The following is a 17346-nucleotide window of genomic DNA, read 5'->3' on the forward strand; positions in this document are numbered from 1 at the left end:
ACTAGGCATCTAAAAGCAAAACGCCTGGCAAGCCAGGCGTTTTCTTTTTCAGGTGTAAGTGATGGTAAAAGTGAGTTCAAGCACCAATCAGTTGTTTGGCCAAGGCCATTTCCACCGAGTCCCCATCTTGATTCAACGAGTCGAGTCCTGAGTCAGGAACATCGCCAGAGGTGCTTTGCGACACCGCGATTTTCTTGGCCATCAGTTCCAGGCAGGCGATCTGGGAAGTTCCTGTGTATCCAAAGAACAGAACCCTTACAGCTTGCCGTTGCCCGATACGCCAAGACCGTCTTGCGGCCTGCTGGAGCGTGTAAACGTTATAGCCGGTTTGTAGAAAGGCGATGGTCGGAAAATCGAGCAGATCCAGCCCGGTTTTTACCAGCTCCGGGTTGGTGATCAGAACGTCGATCCCTCGATCAACCTGGTCGAGAATCCAATCCTCCCGCCGCATCGTGTCCACCGATGCCCTCAGTACAGACGCTTTTAAACCCACCTGATCCATTAGCCGTTTCAATCGTGAGGTCGTGTCTCGAGTGCCGCTGTAGACCGAGTAAACAAGAACCTTCCGACCCTTTGCTTTTTCACTCAGGCACAGATCAATCACCGCACGCTCTTTCGGCATCAGCTCGTCATCCCCGAACAGCGAGGGAACCAATGCCAAGGTTTCTTTAGACCGTGGATGTCTGACCATTTCGCTCCTGAAGCAACAGTCCGGCCACGCTAGCAACACGTTGAGAACCACGCCAAGCAGCGTGGTGTCCCGTTTTGCCAATGCCTGACGTAATGCTTGAGTCAGTGTTCCTGCCAGTTGCTTATAGACAACGGACTGCTCCGGTGACAATTCAACATCGATAAATTCCTCGTTGTACGCCGGCAGCACATTTCCACCGATGTCTTTGAGTTTCAAGAACGCGGTATATGGCAGCACGAAGCGATGAATGCCTTTGGGGCCAAACCCGGGCGCTTTTACCGTTCGGACCGAAAGCTTCTTGCCCTTGGCCGTTTTGTGCGAATCCCCATCCTGCTCGGTATAAATGTCCTTCAGTACCCCGTGATCACGCATGAATGACATCGCTGCTGGAGCCATGCTGCCACGGGTATTCGGCCGGTAGCCATCCTCGATCATTCGGCGTGTGAGGATGCGGAACAGCAGGTAGAACAAGTCGTCCGCGTAGCCACCCATCAAGGTTCCCGTCAGCAGCAATGTCTTGCGAGCCTTCGCCGCGAGTACTCCCATTGCCTGCCCCTGGGCAGAGCCGCTGTTTTTGTATTCGTGGCCCTCGTCAACGACCAAGAGGTCAAAGAACCCATCAGGCAAATAGCGCTTGATGAATTCCGTGGGTTGATACCCACCCTCACCGAATCCAAACTCGAGGTTGGCCATGGCCCGCTCCATGCGGTTGGCCTGGCGATCGCTGAAAATGAAGTTTCCTGACGCATCCATCAGATTGATGAACTCTGAAACGTTGTCCGAGAGCATCGCAGCAAGAAAATCCTCACCGAAGTCGGCAATCAGGCGTTCCGCACGAACAGGGCCGATGGTTGGAATCCGACACATTGATTTGAGAATGAGCGAATGTCTGCTGCTAGCCTCGGGTTTTCCGGGGCGGATGAGTGTCCAGAGAGCTCCTTGGCACTGAGAGCATTGACGTCGACGTTCTTCCAAGTGAAACGCCTCAAGTGTTACGAGATTGCCTTCGTGGTCCTCGATGGCCCGTCCACAGTCAGGGCAGCAGGCCAACAGCGTTCCTCCGGCAGTTCTACGTGAGGCGCAAGCCAGCCGCCAATGAAATCCCATACGCATCCGCACGCGGCCGAGGATGAAAAACTCCGGACGACCGTCATAGGTCATCATGCGCGCCGCCCTGAGCTTGAGCAGTTTCACCAAAGTGTCGGGACCGTTGAGTATCCAGACTTTTGCACTAGGAAGCGTTTCCAGGATCTCGCGACGCCACTTGTAGACCAAGTGTGGCGGCGAGATGACCAATGTTCGGCGGTAACCGACATTGTGCATCACCGCCGCCACAGCGATGGCCATCATTGTCTTCCCAGTGCCCATCTCTGCATTGATAACCGCGGCATCCTCATTGCGATCAAGCAACAGGGCGGCTACGGCCTGCACCACGGCGGCCTGAGCCGGAAAGGGCTTGCGGCTTAGACCGTTCATAACGGCTTGGTGGGTGATGTTGACGTTTCCGTTGTAGACCGGCGGGTTTGAGCGGTTGAGCGAGTCCAGCAGATCATCCCCAAACTCGGCAATGAAGTCGTTGAGATTTACAGTAACCGGCGGTTTTGCCGCCAACGCTGAGCCGTGGGTAAGGTCGTTCATGATGTTTCTCCAGAGGACGAAACAGGGCAGGCACGACCCCGGCAGGGTGGTGTGCCCTGTGGGTGATTGATGCTTGTGGTTTAGAAGTGGTCAGTAGTCGGCAGGCAGCATCACGGTGGTAGCTTCCCGATTATCGTCGGTGATGATCAACAGCCGTGACTCACCTTTGATGTGTATGTTGTATCCCGAGACAAGACGGTCGCCGGTTTCGAGAGCCCGCTGGTTACTGCTCCAATCCTGAGAGTCAATGTCTCCCCAATCGCCTGAAAGGTGTCGGGCCAAATACGGGGCGACGTCAAAGGCATGATTGTCCATCAAGGCTTTCACCGTTTGAGTTACAAGCATCCGTCCAGGGACAAATAGTGCCACGTCCAGAGGCGGGTGCTCCGGCTCTTGCGCTATATCTGGCGGCGACTCTCCATCCGCAGCCGAGCTGATGATTAGAGCTTGGCCATAGGTCGGTGAGCCGGTCGTCATGTCCCACGCACGGATGATCGGCACGAAGCGATCCGTCAGAATTCTGACCTCCCTAACGTTGCCATCTTCGTCCTCGGTAAATTCCGTTTTGCGGGTTTTATCCTTATAGGTGTTTCCTTTCAGAATCAGCGTGCGGCCTGATCCGGATGTAACAACGCCTGAGATCGCTCCGGCAGCGAGTGCCAATGCCAGGTGCCAGTGTGAGAGCGGTCTCAGCGGAGCTCGTGAGGCGCTGCTATGTTGACCAAAGTGCAGGGTGAAATCCGGCCAAAGACCTTTCAGTCGTTGAGTCTCGAGCTGGAATTGTGCCGGCTCCATCGTCATCCGATAAAAATGGTCAATGTCGTTGATGACGGGCAATACCCGATATGGTTCCCATGGCCAACTGGCAGGAAGCGGTTCTGCCGTCTTTAGGTCTGCACCTACGCCAAGCAACCTCGAGCGGATGAGTGTGATGTCTTTGGTTCGAGCTAGGTCCTGGCGGCGGATTCGGATGCCGAATATCACCACCTGCTTGAACGTTGGGTCGGACCCGGCGTAGATACGCAGATCCGTGAAGTGATTGCAAAGCCATCCGCACAGTTCATCGTCCAGGACGTAGTGTGGGACGATGAAAACCAATACTCCCCCATACTGAAGCAGTGGAAGAGATCGCTGGTAAAACGCTTTCTCCAGCCGTCGACGTCCGGTGCCTTGATATTGCGAGGCGCCGGCATGGTCGGCAACCAGGTCGCCGTAAGGAGGATTGAGCCACAGCAGTCCGAATGACTGTCGCGAAATCATCGTATCCATCAGATCCGCGTGAAGCACGCAGTCCAGAAGAGTTCGAGAATGATCCGCTCGGGTTTGATCGTATTCGACAGCGTAGGCCAGGACATCAGCTCGACCCAGCGCATGCGCTGCTTCAGCTAATGCAACACCTTCGCCGGCGCACGGGTCGAGAATCCTCATCTTGCCGTTAGGTGACGGCGTCAGCGCCTGGAGTGTTCTCTCGAGCGTGACCTCGTCAGTAGGGTAGTAGCCATTACGAGCAAAATTGCGCGCGAGGCGTGGGAACATCAAAGCCATGGAGGCCTCCGTAGGGCCCGGGAAACCGGGCAAGGATTAAGGGCGGATGAAAAATCCGATTTGATAGCCGTCACGACCATCGTTGAATTCGGCGCGTTCAATCTCAGGGTATTCAGCAATAGCGAAGTCAAACGCTGCGTTCAGATCGGTAGCGGCAACCAGCCACGTGGTGGGGGTGACCCACTCCTCGGCAGAGAGGTTGACGTGAAACAGTTTTGGACCGTGGCCGATGAATTGCGTCGATAGCTGAACAAGTTCAGCACGGGGTAGCTGTGTCATTTGTTGCTCCGATAGTGAGTTTTTGCTGGCGTATCAATTCGCCGAGAGCGGCTTCCAGCGGTTCAAGCTGAAGCGCTATTCGCCATACCTTGACCGGGCCAAGTGTGTGAGGGAGCTGGTGTAGCATTCCGGTGTGGTTCAGGACCGCGAGTACCTGGTCCCGCCAGTGGTCCAGCAAGGGCAAAGGACAGATATCCATGGCCAGCGCCCAGAGCCGTTGTTCCGAAATCTGATCCGGGCTTAGAAGGGCAAAGGCGGTATGGTTTGCGCGATCCGGCAATGCGCATCGTTGATCAAACAGCCACAGGTGAAGCAGGCTGCCGAACAACGTGCCGCGCAACTGCCGGGTCGTTCGTTTGTCCAGAAAGTCGAGATTGGGAAAAACAGATATTCGGCTGTTGCCCGCAAGAATGTGGAACTGGGTCAGCCCATTGTCTGCAGAACCCAAGGTCAATCTCGCCAGAAACTCCTGCAACGCTGTGTCGCGGCCCCAAGCGGAAAGAAAGACCAGATTGCCTTGCTCGTCGCATGCGCAGGCGTCTACATAGAGGTCAGGGCATTCCTCGATCTGGTACGGCATGGGGGTGGAAGTCGTGTGCACGTCGCAGTCTCTTGTGGATCGAGCGGCTGCGAGCCCGCGAAGGGCTGTTCAGCCCCTCGGAGTGAGTGGATTAGTGGAGATTCCAGGTCTGTTGCTTGAAGTCCAGTACGTAGCCCAATGTTTCGAGCCGGGAGCATTGCGCTCGAAGTCGTTTCCGATCGACAGTTGTATCCAGTTTGACGCAGCTAGCGAGCGGCCAGATCGTGCCAAATAAAGCAGCGTCGGCGTTTTCCGGCATCGATTTAGGACGAAGTACAGAATCTTCCATACCAAACGGTCGATCATCGGACTCAGAGGCTTTCAGTCCCACTGGCGGGTGATCAGTTGTTGATAGCACAGCAGTGCGGCGTTCTTCCTCAATAGGATCCTGCTCACTCTGTGACAGTCGATCAACTTCATCTGGTGAAAGACTGGCGACATCCTCAAGGGACATGCTGTCGAGCTTTGCACGAATCTCGACGACCAGCCGGCCGCCAGTGGTGTAGTAGGAAGGGCGAATTTCGGTGATCACAAAATCACCACGATATTTGCCCTCAGTGTGTTGATCTAGCAGCGCATCTTTGACGACAAATTCACCGATAGACGTGGATAACCGTCCTACGTTGAAATCGCCATTGCGTCCTGAGACCGTTCGAATGGCCAACTGGCCGGGGAGTTTGATCATATGAAGGCTCCGGGATTAAGCACACACCTTCGCCAGTTCTTGGGACTCGTGCAGGAGAGAAAGGTGGAGGTAGGTTGGCTGACCCGGTAGCGTTACGACTGACAAAAGCAGCTCTACCCATTGCCTCTCATCTCCGGTAGCACCTTCGTGATAGAGCCCGAACGGAAAGGTCGTTTTCTCAGTGTTGAAGCCGAGCTCTCGGTGAGCCGCTGTAATGATGGTTGCAAGTCGCTGCCCAATTTCAGATGAGTTTTCGGGAAGCTCCCGGTAAACCAATCTTTTCCAGGCATAGCCTGTCAGCACAACCGGGCATTGCTGGTAGAAGTCGCGGGATAGCAGAGTTTTTGCTGGAGTCGTTTTAGTCATCGCAGGTTTCTCCTAAGCAGAGGAGGGAACCCTCCCCGACGGGGAGACGGTCCCTGTCTGGGTGTGATGGTCGAAGTAGCGTTGGGAAAAGACGCTTGTTGTACGCGTGAATGGCGAGGACGATTTCCATCGACTGGTTACGGCATTATCGCCAGGTCTTTGATGAGGGGGTGTTACCAGCAGATGTCGTTATCGCCGTACCCGTATTTTTCACGATGCGCCCGGTCCTCCATCAATTGCTCCGACGGTGGACGTGGGTAAGCAGTGATAACCGTCCGAATGTGGCCTGAAAACCCCAGCTTGCTCGCGGCGTCCTGTGCTTGAAGAAACGTTGGAAAAGTGTGCGCAACGCCAATATCGCCAACACGTGAGTCTACGAACTGAAATTGTTCAAGGTGTCCCATCTGTCTTCCTCATAACGGAAACGAAAAAAAGGCGCCGGTTAGGGCGCCTGTGTATGAAAAGAAGCTGTTAGGCAGTGAGTAACTGTTTAACAGAATCAGCGGGAGTATCTTGCGACATTACAGGATGGGCATTTACCCATTCTGCATGTGCAGCTCGAACATGTTCAAAGCAAAAAAGCTCGTTACCGTCCGGGTCTGTGAAAGTCTCAAAAACATCGACGCCGTCAGGAATCTCATTGTTCCCGAGATACCATTCTTCGAAGCTTGTTCCCGATTCAGCTGGAGTGGTCATGTGTTGCACCTCTTGCGGTTTGGCTTCGTAGACGGTTTGGCCGTCCACCTTGATCATTCCGATGTAGAGCAAACGACCTTTCAGGCTTACACCCGCTTGGCCCTGCTTTTCACCTTTCGTGTAAGTGAAAGAGTCAGCCCAGATGTCTCCGATTCGGAAGGACACCAAGACTTTCTTTTCAGCTGCGACAGCTTCCTGGCAGCGGCGGATCAGCTTTTCAGCTTCAGCGCCGACCACGTTGCAATCGATGTACGAGTACTCGACAGCATCAGATTTTCCTTTCAACGCAGCGACAGTGACGGCGAAGAAGGGTGAGCCTTTACGCGGTTTCACTTCACGAATGCGATTCAGGTAGCCGATGCCAGTGGTGTGCAGGTCGAAATATTTGGCTTCAGTAGAATTGCTCATAGTAGTTCTCCAGTTTCATGCAGAAAGCGAAGAAATACTTCGCCCAGTGGGGAAGGATTCCCCGCATGGGTGATAGAGCGAAAGGTTGTGCAAAAGCACGGGATTCTGAATATGCATTCATTGATCGGATTAACCGGTCAACTGTTCGCGCCTCCGAATGCTTGGCGAACTTCGGGAATGGATCAGTACAGAAATCGTACCGCAATTTTGAGATCCAGATTGCCTCGGGCATGTGGCTGACAACGTCAGCAGAACATGACCCAAGAATGTCCAAGCCTATAAGTGGTTGTCAATCCCCTAAAACGAAAAAAAGCCCCAGTGAAGGGGCTTTATGTATAGCGTCTGATCTATCGATGGGATCGGTGTTTATGCCACCAAGTTTGGAGTTCAGGCCATTTGGCCCAAACGACTAGGCCAGTGGAAACAGCGAGAATCCATCCCATGATCATCAAGCCGAATGCGTCTTGGCTCATGTCAATCCTCCCGAGTGAGGTAGATGCCTACGGTCCACAGTAGCGCACCAAGTAGTGCTGCACAACCGGTTAGGAACCGGTGGTCACTGAAGAATACGCCGACTAAAGCGGTAGCTACGGCTGTAGTTCCCACCTTACGCAGGTCTTCGGCTATTGCAGCCAGTCTATGAGGGTTCATGGGTTTCCATTCATGAATAATGTGATTGGAAACCTCCTGTTGGAGGTTCCCAACAGGGTCGGTGCGTGAAAGCGCGAGTCGAAGTCAGGCGATCAATTCGTTGAGCGAACCGAAAGTCGGACCATGATTTTTTTCGGTTGGTACAGCCACCGGAAGAGCCTCAGAGTGGTTCTGCTTGGGCTTACGAGCGCGTGGCTTCTTCGGTGAAGGCTGGGACTCGCGTACGTTGGCGGCGAACCAAGCGTTGAGGTCAACACCTTTGTTCCGAACGAAAGCAGGGCTACGACACAGGCTTTCGAATTGCACAGATGTCGGTGCTGGAGGTGGAGCGAAAGGCTTGGAGGCCGTCGCGGACAGAGTGATAGCTATAGGTTTGGATTGGCTGCTGATGGCACGAATACATTCGCGCATGACAGTGCCGATTTGAAAGCCGATTTGGAAGGTACGTGCGCTCATGGTGTTTCTCCTGGAAAATTGCGGAGAAGCACGACCCTGAACGGGGAGTGATCCCCGCTGGGTAGGTTGAAGCGTTTAGTGTGCATCCATCGATAGGCGAGCCAATCGACCGTTCGCGCCTCCGGAAGCTTTGCGAACTTTGGGTGAGGATCGATGCGGAAACCGCATTGCAATCATGAGATCCAGATTGCCCGGGCATGTGGCTGACAGCGTCAGCGGAACATAACTCAAGAATGTGGAGGCGCCGAGTCTATGTCAAGCAGATGCAATGTCTGGAGTCTGCCCCGCTGTAAGCAGATCACGATGAGGCTGATACGTCGCTAGTTGGACAGCTGACCGGAGGTATATCGAGCTTTTCACGCGTTTGAGCAGACAGTCAGCAGGCGCAACCGGCGGTTGGTATCTACACGGCTCAATCCACAGCGGCAGGCGCTCGTCTGCGGCGAAAGTCCTTACTGCGCCCGGCAACGTCGAGGCAGTGCAAATGATTCTTGGGCATGCCTACCTTGGGTTGACCAAGGCGTTATGCGTCGAACCTTTGCGATTGCGCTATGGCCGTGACAAAGGCACATGAGCACGCCTAAAATTGGTGCGTTAATAGCACCCAAGAGCAGCCTAATGACCGATGTTGTGAGTTATCCAAAAGGCGACCTGCGGCGCATGCTCTCTGTGCTTGCTGCAATCGACTCAATCCCCGACGCCACGCTGGTAAAAGTTGTGGCAAAAACCGGACTCGACAATAAGACCGTCAGCAACCTCATAACCCAAGCGGGCGAGCAGGCCGGGGTCAAGATCACCAAGGCCGGCCCGGTTTACACCCTTGAAAGCTGGGGGCCGATAATTAAGCGATCCGGCGCGAAAATGGCTTTGACAGGTGCTTTAAACACACCTTCCGTCGAGGTACTGCCTTAAGCCCTACCTGATCAATTCGGTCCTTTAGCAATTGTCGCGCGCAGACTGGCAGCCTCATCGAGAAGCACCAAGTCCAGGTGATTGAATCCCCACTCAAATTTCGACGTGGCCGGAATGCACCCATCACTGTAAAGCGTCTTGGCAAACTCGAAATTCTTTAGCTGTTTCTCGTAGAGCCGGATTTGGCGAATGTAGTGAAAAGCAGTTTCGACGATTGCTATCGGTGCGCCTGAGCCAGAAACGCCCATACCTGACATCCCTCCGATATACATCTCGCCCGGTAATCTTCCTTCCGCGAGCCTTCTTTCGTAGATTGACCAAAGCATTCGTCGCTCAGGAGTCATGCGCCCTAGAGCATCATGTTCAAAGACGTCATGTGTGAACAAGCCTACGACTTCAAATTCGTCCCGGCCGACCAAGGCAAAAAGGACTTGGTCAGTACGCTCAATATGCCCTGCGGCTTCTTTGGTCAGGCCGAGGTGGAAATGATGAAAGCCCATAGCGTTGAGGAGGAAGTCCTTATCGGCCCACAAACCCTTGACGTGGTTAGGGTCTGGGATTGTGAAGCCATCCGACTTCGCAGCAAGGGACAGGTAAGGTGTCAGGTTGTCTCCGGCCTCTACCGCTCTGAACAACGCCTCGATGTTCGGCATTAACGCAGTTGCCTTTGGATCTTTGTCCAAGAGATGAGCACGTATAACTTGGCGAGGGCGCATGCCGACCGACCGCACTTTCCACCCAAGATACACTACGAGCAGCTCCGTAAGTCCCATGGCTTGCAGGGCTTGAAGGGTCACTTTGTTGTTTGGAAATCTCGGAATGGTTGCAATGAGTTTTTTCCGAAATTTTTTGAGGCGAGGAGATTCGTTAGCAAATTGATCCATCAGTCACTTCCAATATGCTGAGAGCAGAACGCAAAAAAATGCCACAAGCGATCGCATGATAGTGATCCCTTGTGGCTCTGTTTGTCAGCAATCATGGAGGAAGATGCCACCTGTGAGCGACTTGACTGGCGTGGATCCCTGGGCATTGACCACACGCACTCACTTCATCAACTTCACCTGGCCCGTCATCGTGGCTGGGGCCAGTAATTAAAAGGCACGCATTCGCGCACAAAGGGAGCCCGTTTTTTCACCGGTGGGCGCCGGCAATGATGAGCAAAACCCTGAAGGGTAGCCTGGTCATTTGGACCGGCTAAATGACCAGGCTACCCTTCAAGTAGATAAAAAAAATGGACCGCAACACCAGTGCGGTCCTGAGACAAATATGCACCGAACCTCTTGTGAACTCTGTGTGCCTGTGAACCCGTTTTCACGAGTTAGACGGCTGCGTGTCAGCGAAGGACAGGGAGACACAGGGAGAATTCACGCAGAAATCCGCACGCCCTTCCCGATGCTAAGCGTGCTCTGGGTTTGAAGTCTGCAAGCGAGCCTGCGACTTCAGGGTGTCACTGATGACCGTCAGTAACCAGCGGGGTGGAACTGATAAACCGTTGTTGCCACTATTGTGGCATATCGCACAACGCCGTGCCAATTAGGTGTTCTCCGCTATGAGGCGCGGACCGAGCGAGGTTTGGCAGATTTAGGAGGGCTCTTCTTCTTCGGGGCTTCGATGTTCACCGTGCCCTTACAGTTAGGGTAGGTTGTGCATGCCCAGAATGAGCCTTTTGCGCCTTTACGATGCGTTGTTTTCGATCCGCAAATTGGACATGCCGGACCCTCAGCGACTTTGATGGCGATCGTTGTGCCTTTGTGCTGTTCAATAAGCTTGCTGATCCAAGCGGACTGCTTTTCGATGAACTGATCGACCGTCAGAGCCCCAGCTTCGATCATGCTGAGAGCCTGCTCCCAGACTGCGGTAGTACCGGGATCGGACAAGACTGCTGGTACAGCGCCAATAAGCGCAAATCCATTGTCCGTTGCCTTCAGGGCGCGCCCTTTTTTCTGCAAAAAATCACGATCGAGCAAGCCCTGAATGATGTTTGATCGAGTAGCTTCAGTACCTATGCCCGTCGTCTCTTTCAGTTTTTGAGCGAGCCGAGGATCCTTGACCAATTTAGCGACCTGCTTCATCGCCTTGATCAGATCCCCCTCCGTGAAGTGTTTGGGTGGTTGAGTTTTGAGAGCCTTGAGCTCGGTATCTTGGACCGTGCAACGCGAGCCGTTTTGCAGCTGAGGAAGTATTTGGGACCGAACCTTGGGGTCTTCCTCTTCACCCTGGGATGCCAACAGTGATCGCCAGCCCGACACCACAATCTGTTTCCCTACCGCTTCGAGCTGGATGCCTTGGCAATCGAATTGCGCAACGGTCCGATCGTATTCGTGATGAGGGAGAAATTGAGCCAGGTACTGAGTTCTGACCAATTCATAAACCGCTCGCTCTTTGTCGGTTAAGGACGCCAGATTAAACACGCCTAGTGTTGGAATGATGCCATGGTGAGCAGCTGCTTCTTTGTCATTCCATGCTCGAGATCTGAGCGTCGTATCAAGTGTTTCTACCGTAGAACGGAGATCTGGATCGATCTGCAGGAGTGCCGAAAGAACGTGTGGGACTTCCGGCAGCATATTCTCTGGCAGAAACCCGTTGTCGGTCCGCGGGTACGTGATTGCCTTGTGTGTCTCGTAGAGCGCCTGGGCTATTCCGTCTGTTTCTTTGACGCCTAGTCCAAGCTTGCTGGAGCAAGTTTCTTGCAAGGCACTCAGCGAAAACGGGAGGGGTGGAGGCTCTTTTTTACGTTCAGTTTCGACGGTGATGGCAATTGCGGTTTGGCCTTTAGCAAGGCGCTGTTGGGCTGCTCTCGCAGAATCCTGACTCAGACACCTGCCCTGGTCATCACTGTCTTTCGCTGATGGAACCCAATCCGCACTAAACGATTGTCCGTTCGCATAGAGCGTGACGCCCAAGTCCCAATACGGCACAGGAATAAATGCAGCGATCGCCCGATCTCTATCCACGACCAAGCGCAGTGTTGGTGTTTGGACTCTGCCGACAGTGAGCACCCCGTTAAATCCAGCTTGCCTGGCCAGCAGGGTGAAGAGTCGAGAGAAATTCATCCCAATCAACCAATCGGCACGCGATCTGGCCAAAGCGGAATGATAAAGCGGTCTGGTTTCCGCATCTGTCTTCAGGTTGGTCAAACCGTGTTTGATCGATGCGTCGTTCAAGGCCGATAGCCAGAGGCGCTCGATAGGGCCGCGATAGCCACAGTGCTCGATCAGCTCTCGGGCGATCATTTCACCCTCTCGGTCTGGGTCAGTCGCAATGACCAGGTGCTTCGCTTGTTTGAGTAGCTGCTTTACAGCTTTGAACTGGCTGGCAGTTTTGGGTTTGACGACAACTATCCAGTTGGGAGGGAGAATGGGAAGGTGATCTATGTTCCAGGATTTCAAATGCTCGCCATAGGCCTCGGGCGGAGCAGTTTCAAGCAAATGACCGATCCCCCAGGTCACTGCGATTCCATTACCTAAAATGGCTCCGTCCGCCCGCTGGGTCGCGCCCAACACTTTGGCGATATCTTTCGCCTGACTAGGTTTCTCACAGAGGTACAAGCGCATTCGATTCTCCGATTGTTCAGACACTGTCTGTTCGAAGAACCGTCGCATTTAACCGCATGCTGCGCCGCAGTAAACCGTTACTGCAGAGCTGTGGATTTACTGGAAGGCGACAGCTGATCCATTATGAACGACCCCAGGAACCGATACACCAATCATCCCTCCTGACGGGCTTACGAGCTGACCATTCACAACATAGCCGACAGCCTGGGATGTCCCGGTGATCGTGACGAGCTCTCTCACAAGCCCTTGTGGAGGTGAGGCGTAGTACGTGTAGCTTGATCCAGACGCTATATAACCGCTGATCCCGGGTAAACGAATATACCAAGACGGCAACGCGAGAGCAGCGTCTGCGACAGGCCCTACGGCCGATTGGTTTCCATGTGCATATTCTGCCAATGCGTTGCGGTAAATGAGCATGTTGTGCGCAATGGAGGACAGATCAGCAGCCTTGGAGTGTGCGTCTGCTCGTTCATTGACGAGTCCCATAGCGCCGGCTGCAATGCCGACCAGCAACAATACAATCCAGTAGATTGGCATCTGGCAGTTCTCTAGGTGTGAATCAGGTTGTACGGCCCTGATGCAGCGTCTACCTCCTTAAACCGCAGGTCAGCGGCAAATCGTTATCCACTGATGAGGGATTGTGGGGTTCAAGCCCTACCAGTTCATGAGATGCGTCCCTGAGCATCAGAATGGGGCGTGTTGCAGACAATAGTCCGCTGACGACAATAGTCATCAAACCGACAATCGCGGCCATCTCATTTAGGCCGCTCACTTGAAAGCTTCCACTCGTTCAGCCGATCACAATGCTGCGTTCGGGCAGGTCCTCGCGGATCTGCGAAGGGGCGCGGGTTTGTCACAGGAGAAGCTTGGGTTTGAGGCTGATTTTGATCGTTCTTTTATCAGCCTCCTCGAACGGGGGAAACGTTCCCCTACGCTCGACACGATCATGCGCCTATGTCAGGTCCTGCAGGTTTCCCTGACGCAGTTGTCGACACTCGTTGAGGCAACGCTGGACGGGGAAAATGACTCAAGATCTAACTCTCGCTGACGCGCTCGACAAATATCGCCTGCAAATATCGATCACCAAAAAAGGGTACCTGCAAGAGGGCTACCGGATCGATCAGCTAAAGCGATCATCGATGGCGCTCAAAACATTAAGAGAGATATCGAGTCCCGACATTGCTGATTATCGTGATACCCGGCTGGGCCAACTCAATGGCAAAACCAGAAAGCCGATATCTGCTGCCACTGTGCGTTTGGAGATGTCTCTGCTCAGCAATCTATTCGATGTCGCAAGGATCGAGTGGGGAGCGGCGGATCAGAACCCTGTCCAAAACGTTCGCAAGCCCAAATCACCTCCCGGCCGCGAGCGCCGATTGTCTGCACGAGAGGATCGCCAGATCCTGCGATACGCCCACAACCATTCAAACCCAGAGCTGTACTCGATAGTTGTGATAGCCCTAGAAACAGCAATGCGGCAAGGCGAGATTCTCGGGTTGCTCTGGGAAAACATAAATCTCAAGTCTGGCATCGCTGCGCTTCCAGATACCAAAAACGGAACAAGGCGCGATGTGCCACTTTCCCTCCGTGCTCGCGAGGCATTGATCCGGATGGGCGTCAACCGGCAGGGAAAGGTCTTCACCTATACCTCGGCAGGTATTAAATCCACTTGGCGGTTCATGATCCAACGTTTGGGCATCAAAGATCTCCACTTCCATGACCTTCGCCACGAGGCTGTCAGCCGACTTTTCGAACTTCAAACCTTGGACATGATGGAAGTGGCAGCGATCAGCGGTCACAAATCGTTAAGCATGCTCAAGCGATACACGCACCTGAAGGCTCAAAAGTTGGTTCGCAAGCTCGAAGGTGGCAAACACAAAGGTAAGCAGGTTGTCGCCAGTTACCTCATCCCATACCCCGCTTTGGTGATCGCGGGCGCCGATGGGGTCACGATCCGTCTACTGGACTTCAGCGGAGTGAGCGCAAGTGGGGCAACGGTTGAGCAAGCTACCGCGCTCGCCCAAGACAAGCTGCTTCGTTGCCTGATGACGTCGCTACGGGACGCATGCCCGATACCTGCTCCTGACCAGTACTTAGAGCTCGTTGATGAATCAGCGGTGATTATGATCGACCCATTAGCGACGGCGGTGGCGGCTTGAAGCCGTAATTTCAGTAGAGTATCAACGTAAATCAGGGGCGGCGCCCCTGTGGCCCATAGGATTGCCGACACCTCATTGCCAATCCGGTATCTGGACTGTCATGCGTGGAAGTGGCTATGGCGGCAAATACTTCACCAATGCGAACAATGGTGGTGAGTGTTCACTAGCGAACCCAGTGACGGGGGCATGTACTTGCCCTAGTGGATATTCTTCTTCGACAGGGGGAAGCATCGGTGTTACCGAGAACCTGAACTACGTTCCTGCTGATTGTGAAATCACCAAGAAAACGGTGAGCTGGTACTACCTGAAAGAAGTGGTCAGCCTCACGATCTACAAACCGTCCCCGCCTACTACAACCAGATCCTGTTATATCGGACCTTGTACCTGCCCCGCAGGCAGCGTGCCGGAAGCTGCCGGGGCGACTAATGATAACCAGACACTCGCTTATCCAGGCATTGATCAGCGCACCGCTAAGATACAGGTTCTATGTATCAGCACAGGCTGATTTCGGGCAAAACATAAGGATTAGCTGGTTGTTGTGACGCAGCTGTAACTAATATATTCCAGCCTGTTGTCCACGATCGAGGTCGCTGAGGTTGTGTAGTATGAGGAAGTTGCTGTACTCGCTGCCGCAACGGTTCCAGCTGGACACACGCAGCCTGATGGGCTGGCGTAACATGTTGAGTCGACGGTTGTAGGGGCTTTAGGAGACAGATAGATTCTCACGTGCCGCTGGATTGTGTAGGAATAGACATTTTTAGTTTTAACTACACACTTGGCAGAGCTAAAAGTCCCAGACGCAGTTGTGATCCAGCCTTTATCACTGCCTGCATCAAAACCCGACGGGCACGTGCAATCGCTGGTATAAGGATTTGGTGCAGCGCAATCACCGGCATTCGAGCTGGTCATGAACGTCCCACCGTACGCTCCGCCGCGCATGGCAGTCCAGATACCGGATTGGCAAGATAGTATCAAGCCCTTGGCATTTTTCGAGATGAGCCCTGTTTTCGGGCACGCGGTGCCCTCGACTTCTTCACTCTGAATGTCGATGTATTCCCCCACCTCCGTCCGACTGTTTGATTTCAGCTTGTCGCCCTGCACCTGCCCTTGTGCGGTCACGTTCGTGGCGTTGGACACGTCATTCGTACCCATGTCGAGCCCGGTGTTCATGCGGTTCAGCTCAGGCTTGCCGGCGATATAGTTCCGATACAGGTAATCGTTGGCCAAGGTGCCGTCCTGTAGGAACAAAGCGCTTGCTGTGTGGCCAACGCCGGGGCTTATTCCAAAGCTGCCGAGATTGACCTGCCAGCCACCGCGAACGCCTTGAGCAACGCCAGTGTTCGTTCCAGGAATGAATCCACCGGATCCTCCGAGGTTTTCGGCGATTTCTCGGGTTCCTATTTCATCGATTGCTTGGCCGCCCGTTGTGATGACGATCGATTCGAGTTGGTTCGTTCCGGCTTTACGAGCAATCGTGAGAAACGTTTGCCCAAAACCGTTCGTGTCCGAGAAGCCTGATGACAGATACCCGCTGGTCCGCAACATTGGGACTGAGATTTGGACAGGGGCTGACGCTGCTGCAGTCGCTACTGCTGAGTAATTATCCTTAAGGTATTTACTGGCGGCATCCGCTACTGCCTGCTGCTGTTGAGCGGCGACCTGATAGTTCTGCGAGTCCGACCATTTTGACTCAAGGGCGACGCCAATCGACGTCATGATCGCGATCACGATGAGCGTGAACATTATCTCAATGGAGACAAACCCCCGAGATCTGGTGTGTGCGTTCTTGATCATCCCCACAAACTCCTCTTGGCTTGGTTTTCCACGTCGTGCTCGATCTGCTGAATGTGGCCTGACCTGATCTTTTCCCGAATCGACAGCCCGTCATCGCTGGTCAGGACGAGGCTCCGGATTTTCAGAACCTTCTTGTTGCCGGTGTTTTCCAGATTTTGATAAACGACCGCGATCAGCCCCTTCGCCAGAATCTCGCGAGCGTTGCTGATATAGGGCTCGGCAAGCGACGCGATGCGCTCGATCACGTCGGAGATTGAACCTCCGTGCCCAGTAGTGATGATGAAGTTGCCGTTGATCGAGGCGCGGACAATTTGCGCGGCAGAGGCAGGATCGCGGATCTCACCGACGTAGATCATGTCGGCCCCCGTCCTCAGCGCTCGCGTAAGGCTTTCTTCATAGCCGCCGGTTGCGCGGGAAACCTGCATCTGTATGCATCGTCCCTGCCCGTGGACGCCGCTCACATTGGTTTCCTGGGGATCTTCTGCAGCGATGGCTATCCCACCGTGAGCTTTCAGCCGGGCAACAAGCAGTGCGACCGCCGTTGATGTTTTACCCACCCCCATATCGCCGCAGATCACTACCAAGCCTCGTGCGGCCTCACTCAACAAGGCGTCAAGCAGCGAATTGGGGAAGCCCATAAGCTGGATGTCGCGAATCTCGATGTTCGATTTTCGAAGCACGAACACGTTTTCACCGAACGGGTCGACGAACTGGGTAACCCGGAGCAGTACGCCGTCCTCAATCAATGAGAACTCCGGGTCTTTGTTCGCGCCGAAGTGCTTCATACAGCGCTCACGCAGCTGGGCGATGTCCGCTTCCCATCCGTCAGGAGTTGGGACTCGCCGTGCGGTCGCACCGTGCAAGCCCTTGACGTCGCTATAGCCATTACCCAGATAGAGGTCCACAAAACTGGCCTCGGTAATCGCAGTCAT

At 54.0% G+C, this 17346-nt stretch carries 15 protein-coding genes and 1 pseudogene; 3 read left to right on the forward strand and 13 right to left on the reverse strand.

Annotation, left to right across the window (positions count from 1 at the left end; genetic code table 11):
- Positions 1-76: 76 nt before the first annotated feature.
- From ACIQAL_RS22130 to ACIQAL_RS22165, 8 genes are all read right to left on the reverse strand, one after another.
- Positions 77-2329, reverse strand: coding sequence for a DEAD/DEAH box helicase family protein (locus tag ACIQAL_RS22130; protein WP_401149512.1), 2253 nt, complete (start codon positions 2327-2329; stop codon positions 77-79).
- A gap of 90 nt (positions 2330-2419) precedes the next feature.
- On the reverse strand, positions 2420-3874 hold the full coding sequence (locus tag ACIQAL_RS22135) for a DUF6094 domain-containing protein (protein WP_401149514.1): 1455 nt from the start codon (positions 3872-3874) through the stop codon (positions 2420-2422).
- Positions 3875-3910: 36 nt separating this feature from the next.
- Entirely contained in the window at positions 3911-4153 is a 243-nt protein-coding gene (locus ACIQAL_RS22140; RefSeq protein WP_401149517.1) for a hypothetical protein, read from the reverse strand.
- The gene (locus ACIQAL_RS22145) at positions 4131-4733 is read right to left on the reverse strand and encodes a hypothetical protein (RefSeq protein WP_401149812.1); all 603 of its coding nucleotides are present in this window, start codon (positions 4731-4733) and stop codon (positions 4131-4133) included. The genes ACIQAL_RS22140 and ACIQAL_RS22145 overlap by 23 nt, the downstream gene beginning before the upstream one ends.
- 91 nt (positions 4734-4824) lie before the next feature.
- Positions 4825-5418 carry a DUF3275 family protein gene (locus ACIQAL_RS22150; protein WP_401149519.1) on the reverse strand — a complete coding sequence of 198 codons (594 nt, stop codon included), beginning with the start codon at positions 5416-5418 and terminating at the stop codon, positions 4825-4827.
- Between the two features lie 15 nt (positions 5419-5433).
- Positions 5434-5784, reverse strand: a complete 351-nt coding sequence (locus tag ACIQAL_RS22155; RefSeq protein ID WP_401149522.1) for a hypothetical protein — start codon at positions 5782-5784, stop codon at positions 5434-5436.
- 471 nt (positions 5785-6255) lie between these two features.
- On the reverse strand, positions 6256-6888 hold the full coding sequence (locus ACIQAL_RS22160; protein ID WP_401149524.1) for an STY4534 family ICE replication protein: 633 nt from the start codon (positions 6886-6888) through the stop codon (positions 6256-6258).
- A gap of 735 nt (positions 6889-7623) precedes the next feature.
- Complete coding sequence (locus tag ACIQAL_RS22165; protein ID WP_401149527.1) at positions 7624-7995, reverse strand: hypothetical protein; 372 nt, start codon at positions 7993-7995, stop codon at positions 7624-7626.
- A gap of 618 nt (positions 7996-8613) precedes the next feature.
- Between ACIQAL_RS22165 and ACIQAL_RS22170 the strand changes: the two genes are divergently transcribed.
- Entirely contained in the window at positions 8614-8907 is a 294-nt protein-coding gene (locus tag ACIQAL_RS22170; RefSeq protein ID WP_401149529.1) for a hypothetical protein, read from the forward strand.
- Between the two features lie 11 nt (positions 8908-8918).
- Here ACIQAL_RS22170 and ACIQAL_RS22175 read toward each other — a convergent pair whose 3' ends face one another.
- From ACIQAL_RS22175 to pilM, 3 genes are all read right to left on the reverse strand, one after another.
- Positions 8919-9791 (reverse strand): hypothetical protein, encoded by an 873-nt coding sequence (locus ACIQAL_RS22175; RefSeq protein WP_401149532.1) that lies wholly within the window; start codon positions 9789-9791, stop codon positions 8919-8921.
- Positions 9792-10454: 663 nt separating this feature from the next.
- A complete protein-coding gene (locus ACIQAL_RS22180; RefSeq protein ID WP_401149535.1) occupies positions 10455-12461 on the reverse strand; it encodes a DNA topoisomerase III in 2007 nt (668 codons plus the stop codon).
- A gap of 96 nt (positions 12462-12557) precedes the next feature.
- Positions 12558-12998, reverse strand: a complete 441-nt coding sequence (pilM, locus tag ACIQAL_RS22185) for a type IV pilus biogenesis protein PilM (RefSeq protein WP_401149537.1) — start codon at positions 12996-12998, stop codon at positions 12558-12560.
- Positions 12999-13233: 235 nt separating this feature from the next.
- On the opposite strand from pilM, the gene ACIQAL_RS22190 reads away from it, so the two are divergent.
- Positions 13234-13509: a helix-turn-helix domain-containing protein gene (locus ACIQAL_RS22190; RefSeq protein ID WP_401149540.1), complete on the forward strand. Its 276-nt coding sequence runs from the start codon at positions 13234-13236 to the stop codon at positions 13507-13509.
- Positions 13484-14620: a tyrosine-type recombinase/integrase gene (locus tag ACIQAL_RS22195; protein ID WP_401149543.1), complete on the forward strand. Its 1137-nt coding sequence runs from the start codon at positions 13484-13486 to the stop codon at positions 14618-14620. The genes ACIQAL_RS22190 and ACIQAL_RS22195 overlap by 26 nt, the downstream gene beginning before the upstream one ends.
- 744 nt (positions 14621-15364) lie before the next feature.
- On the opposite strand, the pseudogene pilV reads toward ACIQAL_RS22195, so the two are convergent.
- Positions 15365-16414: pseudogene (gene pilV / locus ACIQAL_RS22200) on the reverse strand (shufflon system plasmid conjugative transfer pilus tip adhesin PilV); the annotation flags it as partial.
- Positions 16411-17346, reverse strand: coding sequence for an ATPase, T2SS/T4P/T4SS family (locus ACIQAL_RS22205; protein ID WP_401149545.1), 936 nt, complete (start codon positions 17344-17346; stop codon positions 16411-16413). The pseudogene pilV and the gene ACIQAL_RS22205, both read right to left, overlap by 4 nt.

This window comes from Pseudomonas sp. NPDC088368 (assembly GCF_044753445.1).
GTDB lineage: Bacteria > Pseudomonadota > Gammaproteobacteria > Pseudomonadales > Pseudomonadaceae > Aquipseudomonas > Aquipseudomonas bambusae.

Coding starts and splice junctions, on each gene's coding strand:
- ACIQAL_RS22135 (WP_401149514.1), bottom strand. CDS start 3,874: ATGGCTTTGATGTTCCCACGCCTCGCGCGCAATTTTGCTCGTAATGGC.
- ACIQAL_RS22160 (WP_401149524.1), bottom strand. CDS start 6,888: ATGAGCAATTCTACTGAAGCCAAATATTTCGACCTGCACACCACTGGC.
- ACIQAL_RS22150 (WP_401149519.1), bottom strand. CDS start 5,418: ATGATCAAACTCCCCGGCCAGTTGGCCATTCGAACGGTCTCAGGACGC.
- ACIQAL_RS22175 (WP_401149532.1), bottom strand. CDS start 9,791: ATGGATCAATTTGCTAACGAATCTCCTCGCCTCAAAAAATTTCGGAAA.
- ACIQAL_RS22155 (WP_401149522.1), bottom strand. CDS start 5,784: ATGACTAAAACGACTCCAGCAAAAACTCTGCTATCCCGCGACTTCTAC.
- ACIQAL_RS22170 (WP_401149529.1), top strand. CDS start 8,614: ATGACCGATGTTGTGAGTTATCCAAAAGGCGACCTGCGGCGCATGCTC.
- ACIQAL_RS22145 (WP_401149812.1), bottom strand. CDS start 4,733: ATGCCGTACCAGATCGAGGAATGCCCTGACCTCTATGTAGACGCCTGC.
- ACIQAL_RS22180 (WP_401149535.1), bottom strand. CDS start 12,461: ATGCGCTTGTACCTCTGTGAGAAACCTAGTCAGGCGAAAGATATCGCC.
- ACIQAL_RS22140 (WP_401149517.1), bottom strand. CDS start 4,153: ATGACACAGCTACCCCGTGCTGAACTTGTTCAGCTATCGACGCAATTC.
- ACIQAL_RS22165 (WP_401149527.1), bottom strand. CDS start 7,995: ATGAGCGCACGTACCTTCCAAATCGGCTTTCAAATCGGCACTGTCATG.
- pilM (WP_401149537.1), bottom strand. CDS start 12,998: ATGCCAATCTACTGGATTGTATTGTTGCTGGTCGGCATTGCAGCCGGC.
- ACIQAL_RS22205 (WP_401149545.1), bottom strand. CDS start 17,346: ATGACTGCGATTACCGAGGCCAGTTTTGTGGACCTCTATCTGGGTAAT.
- ACIQAL_RS22130 (WP_401149512.1), bottom strand. CDS start 2,329: ATGAACGACCTTACCCACGGCTCAGCGTTGGCGGCAAAACCGCCGGTT.
- ACIQAL_RS22195 (WP_401149543.1), top strand. CDS start 13,484: ATGACTCAAGATCTAACTCTCGCTGACGCGCTCGACAAATATCGCCTG.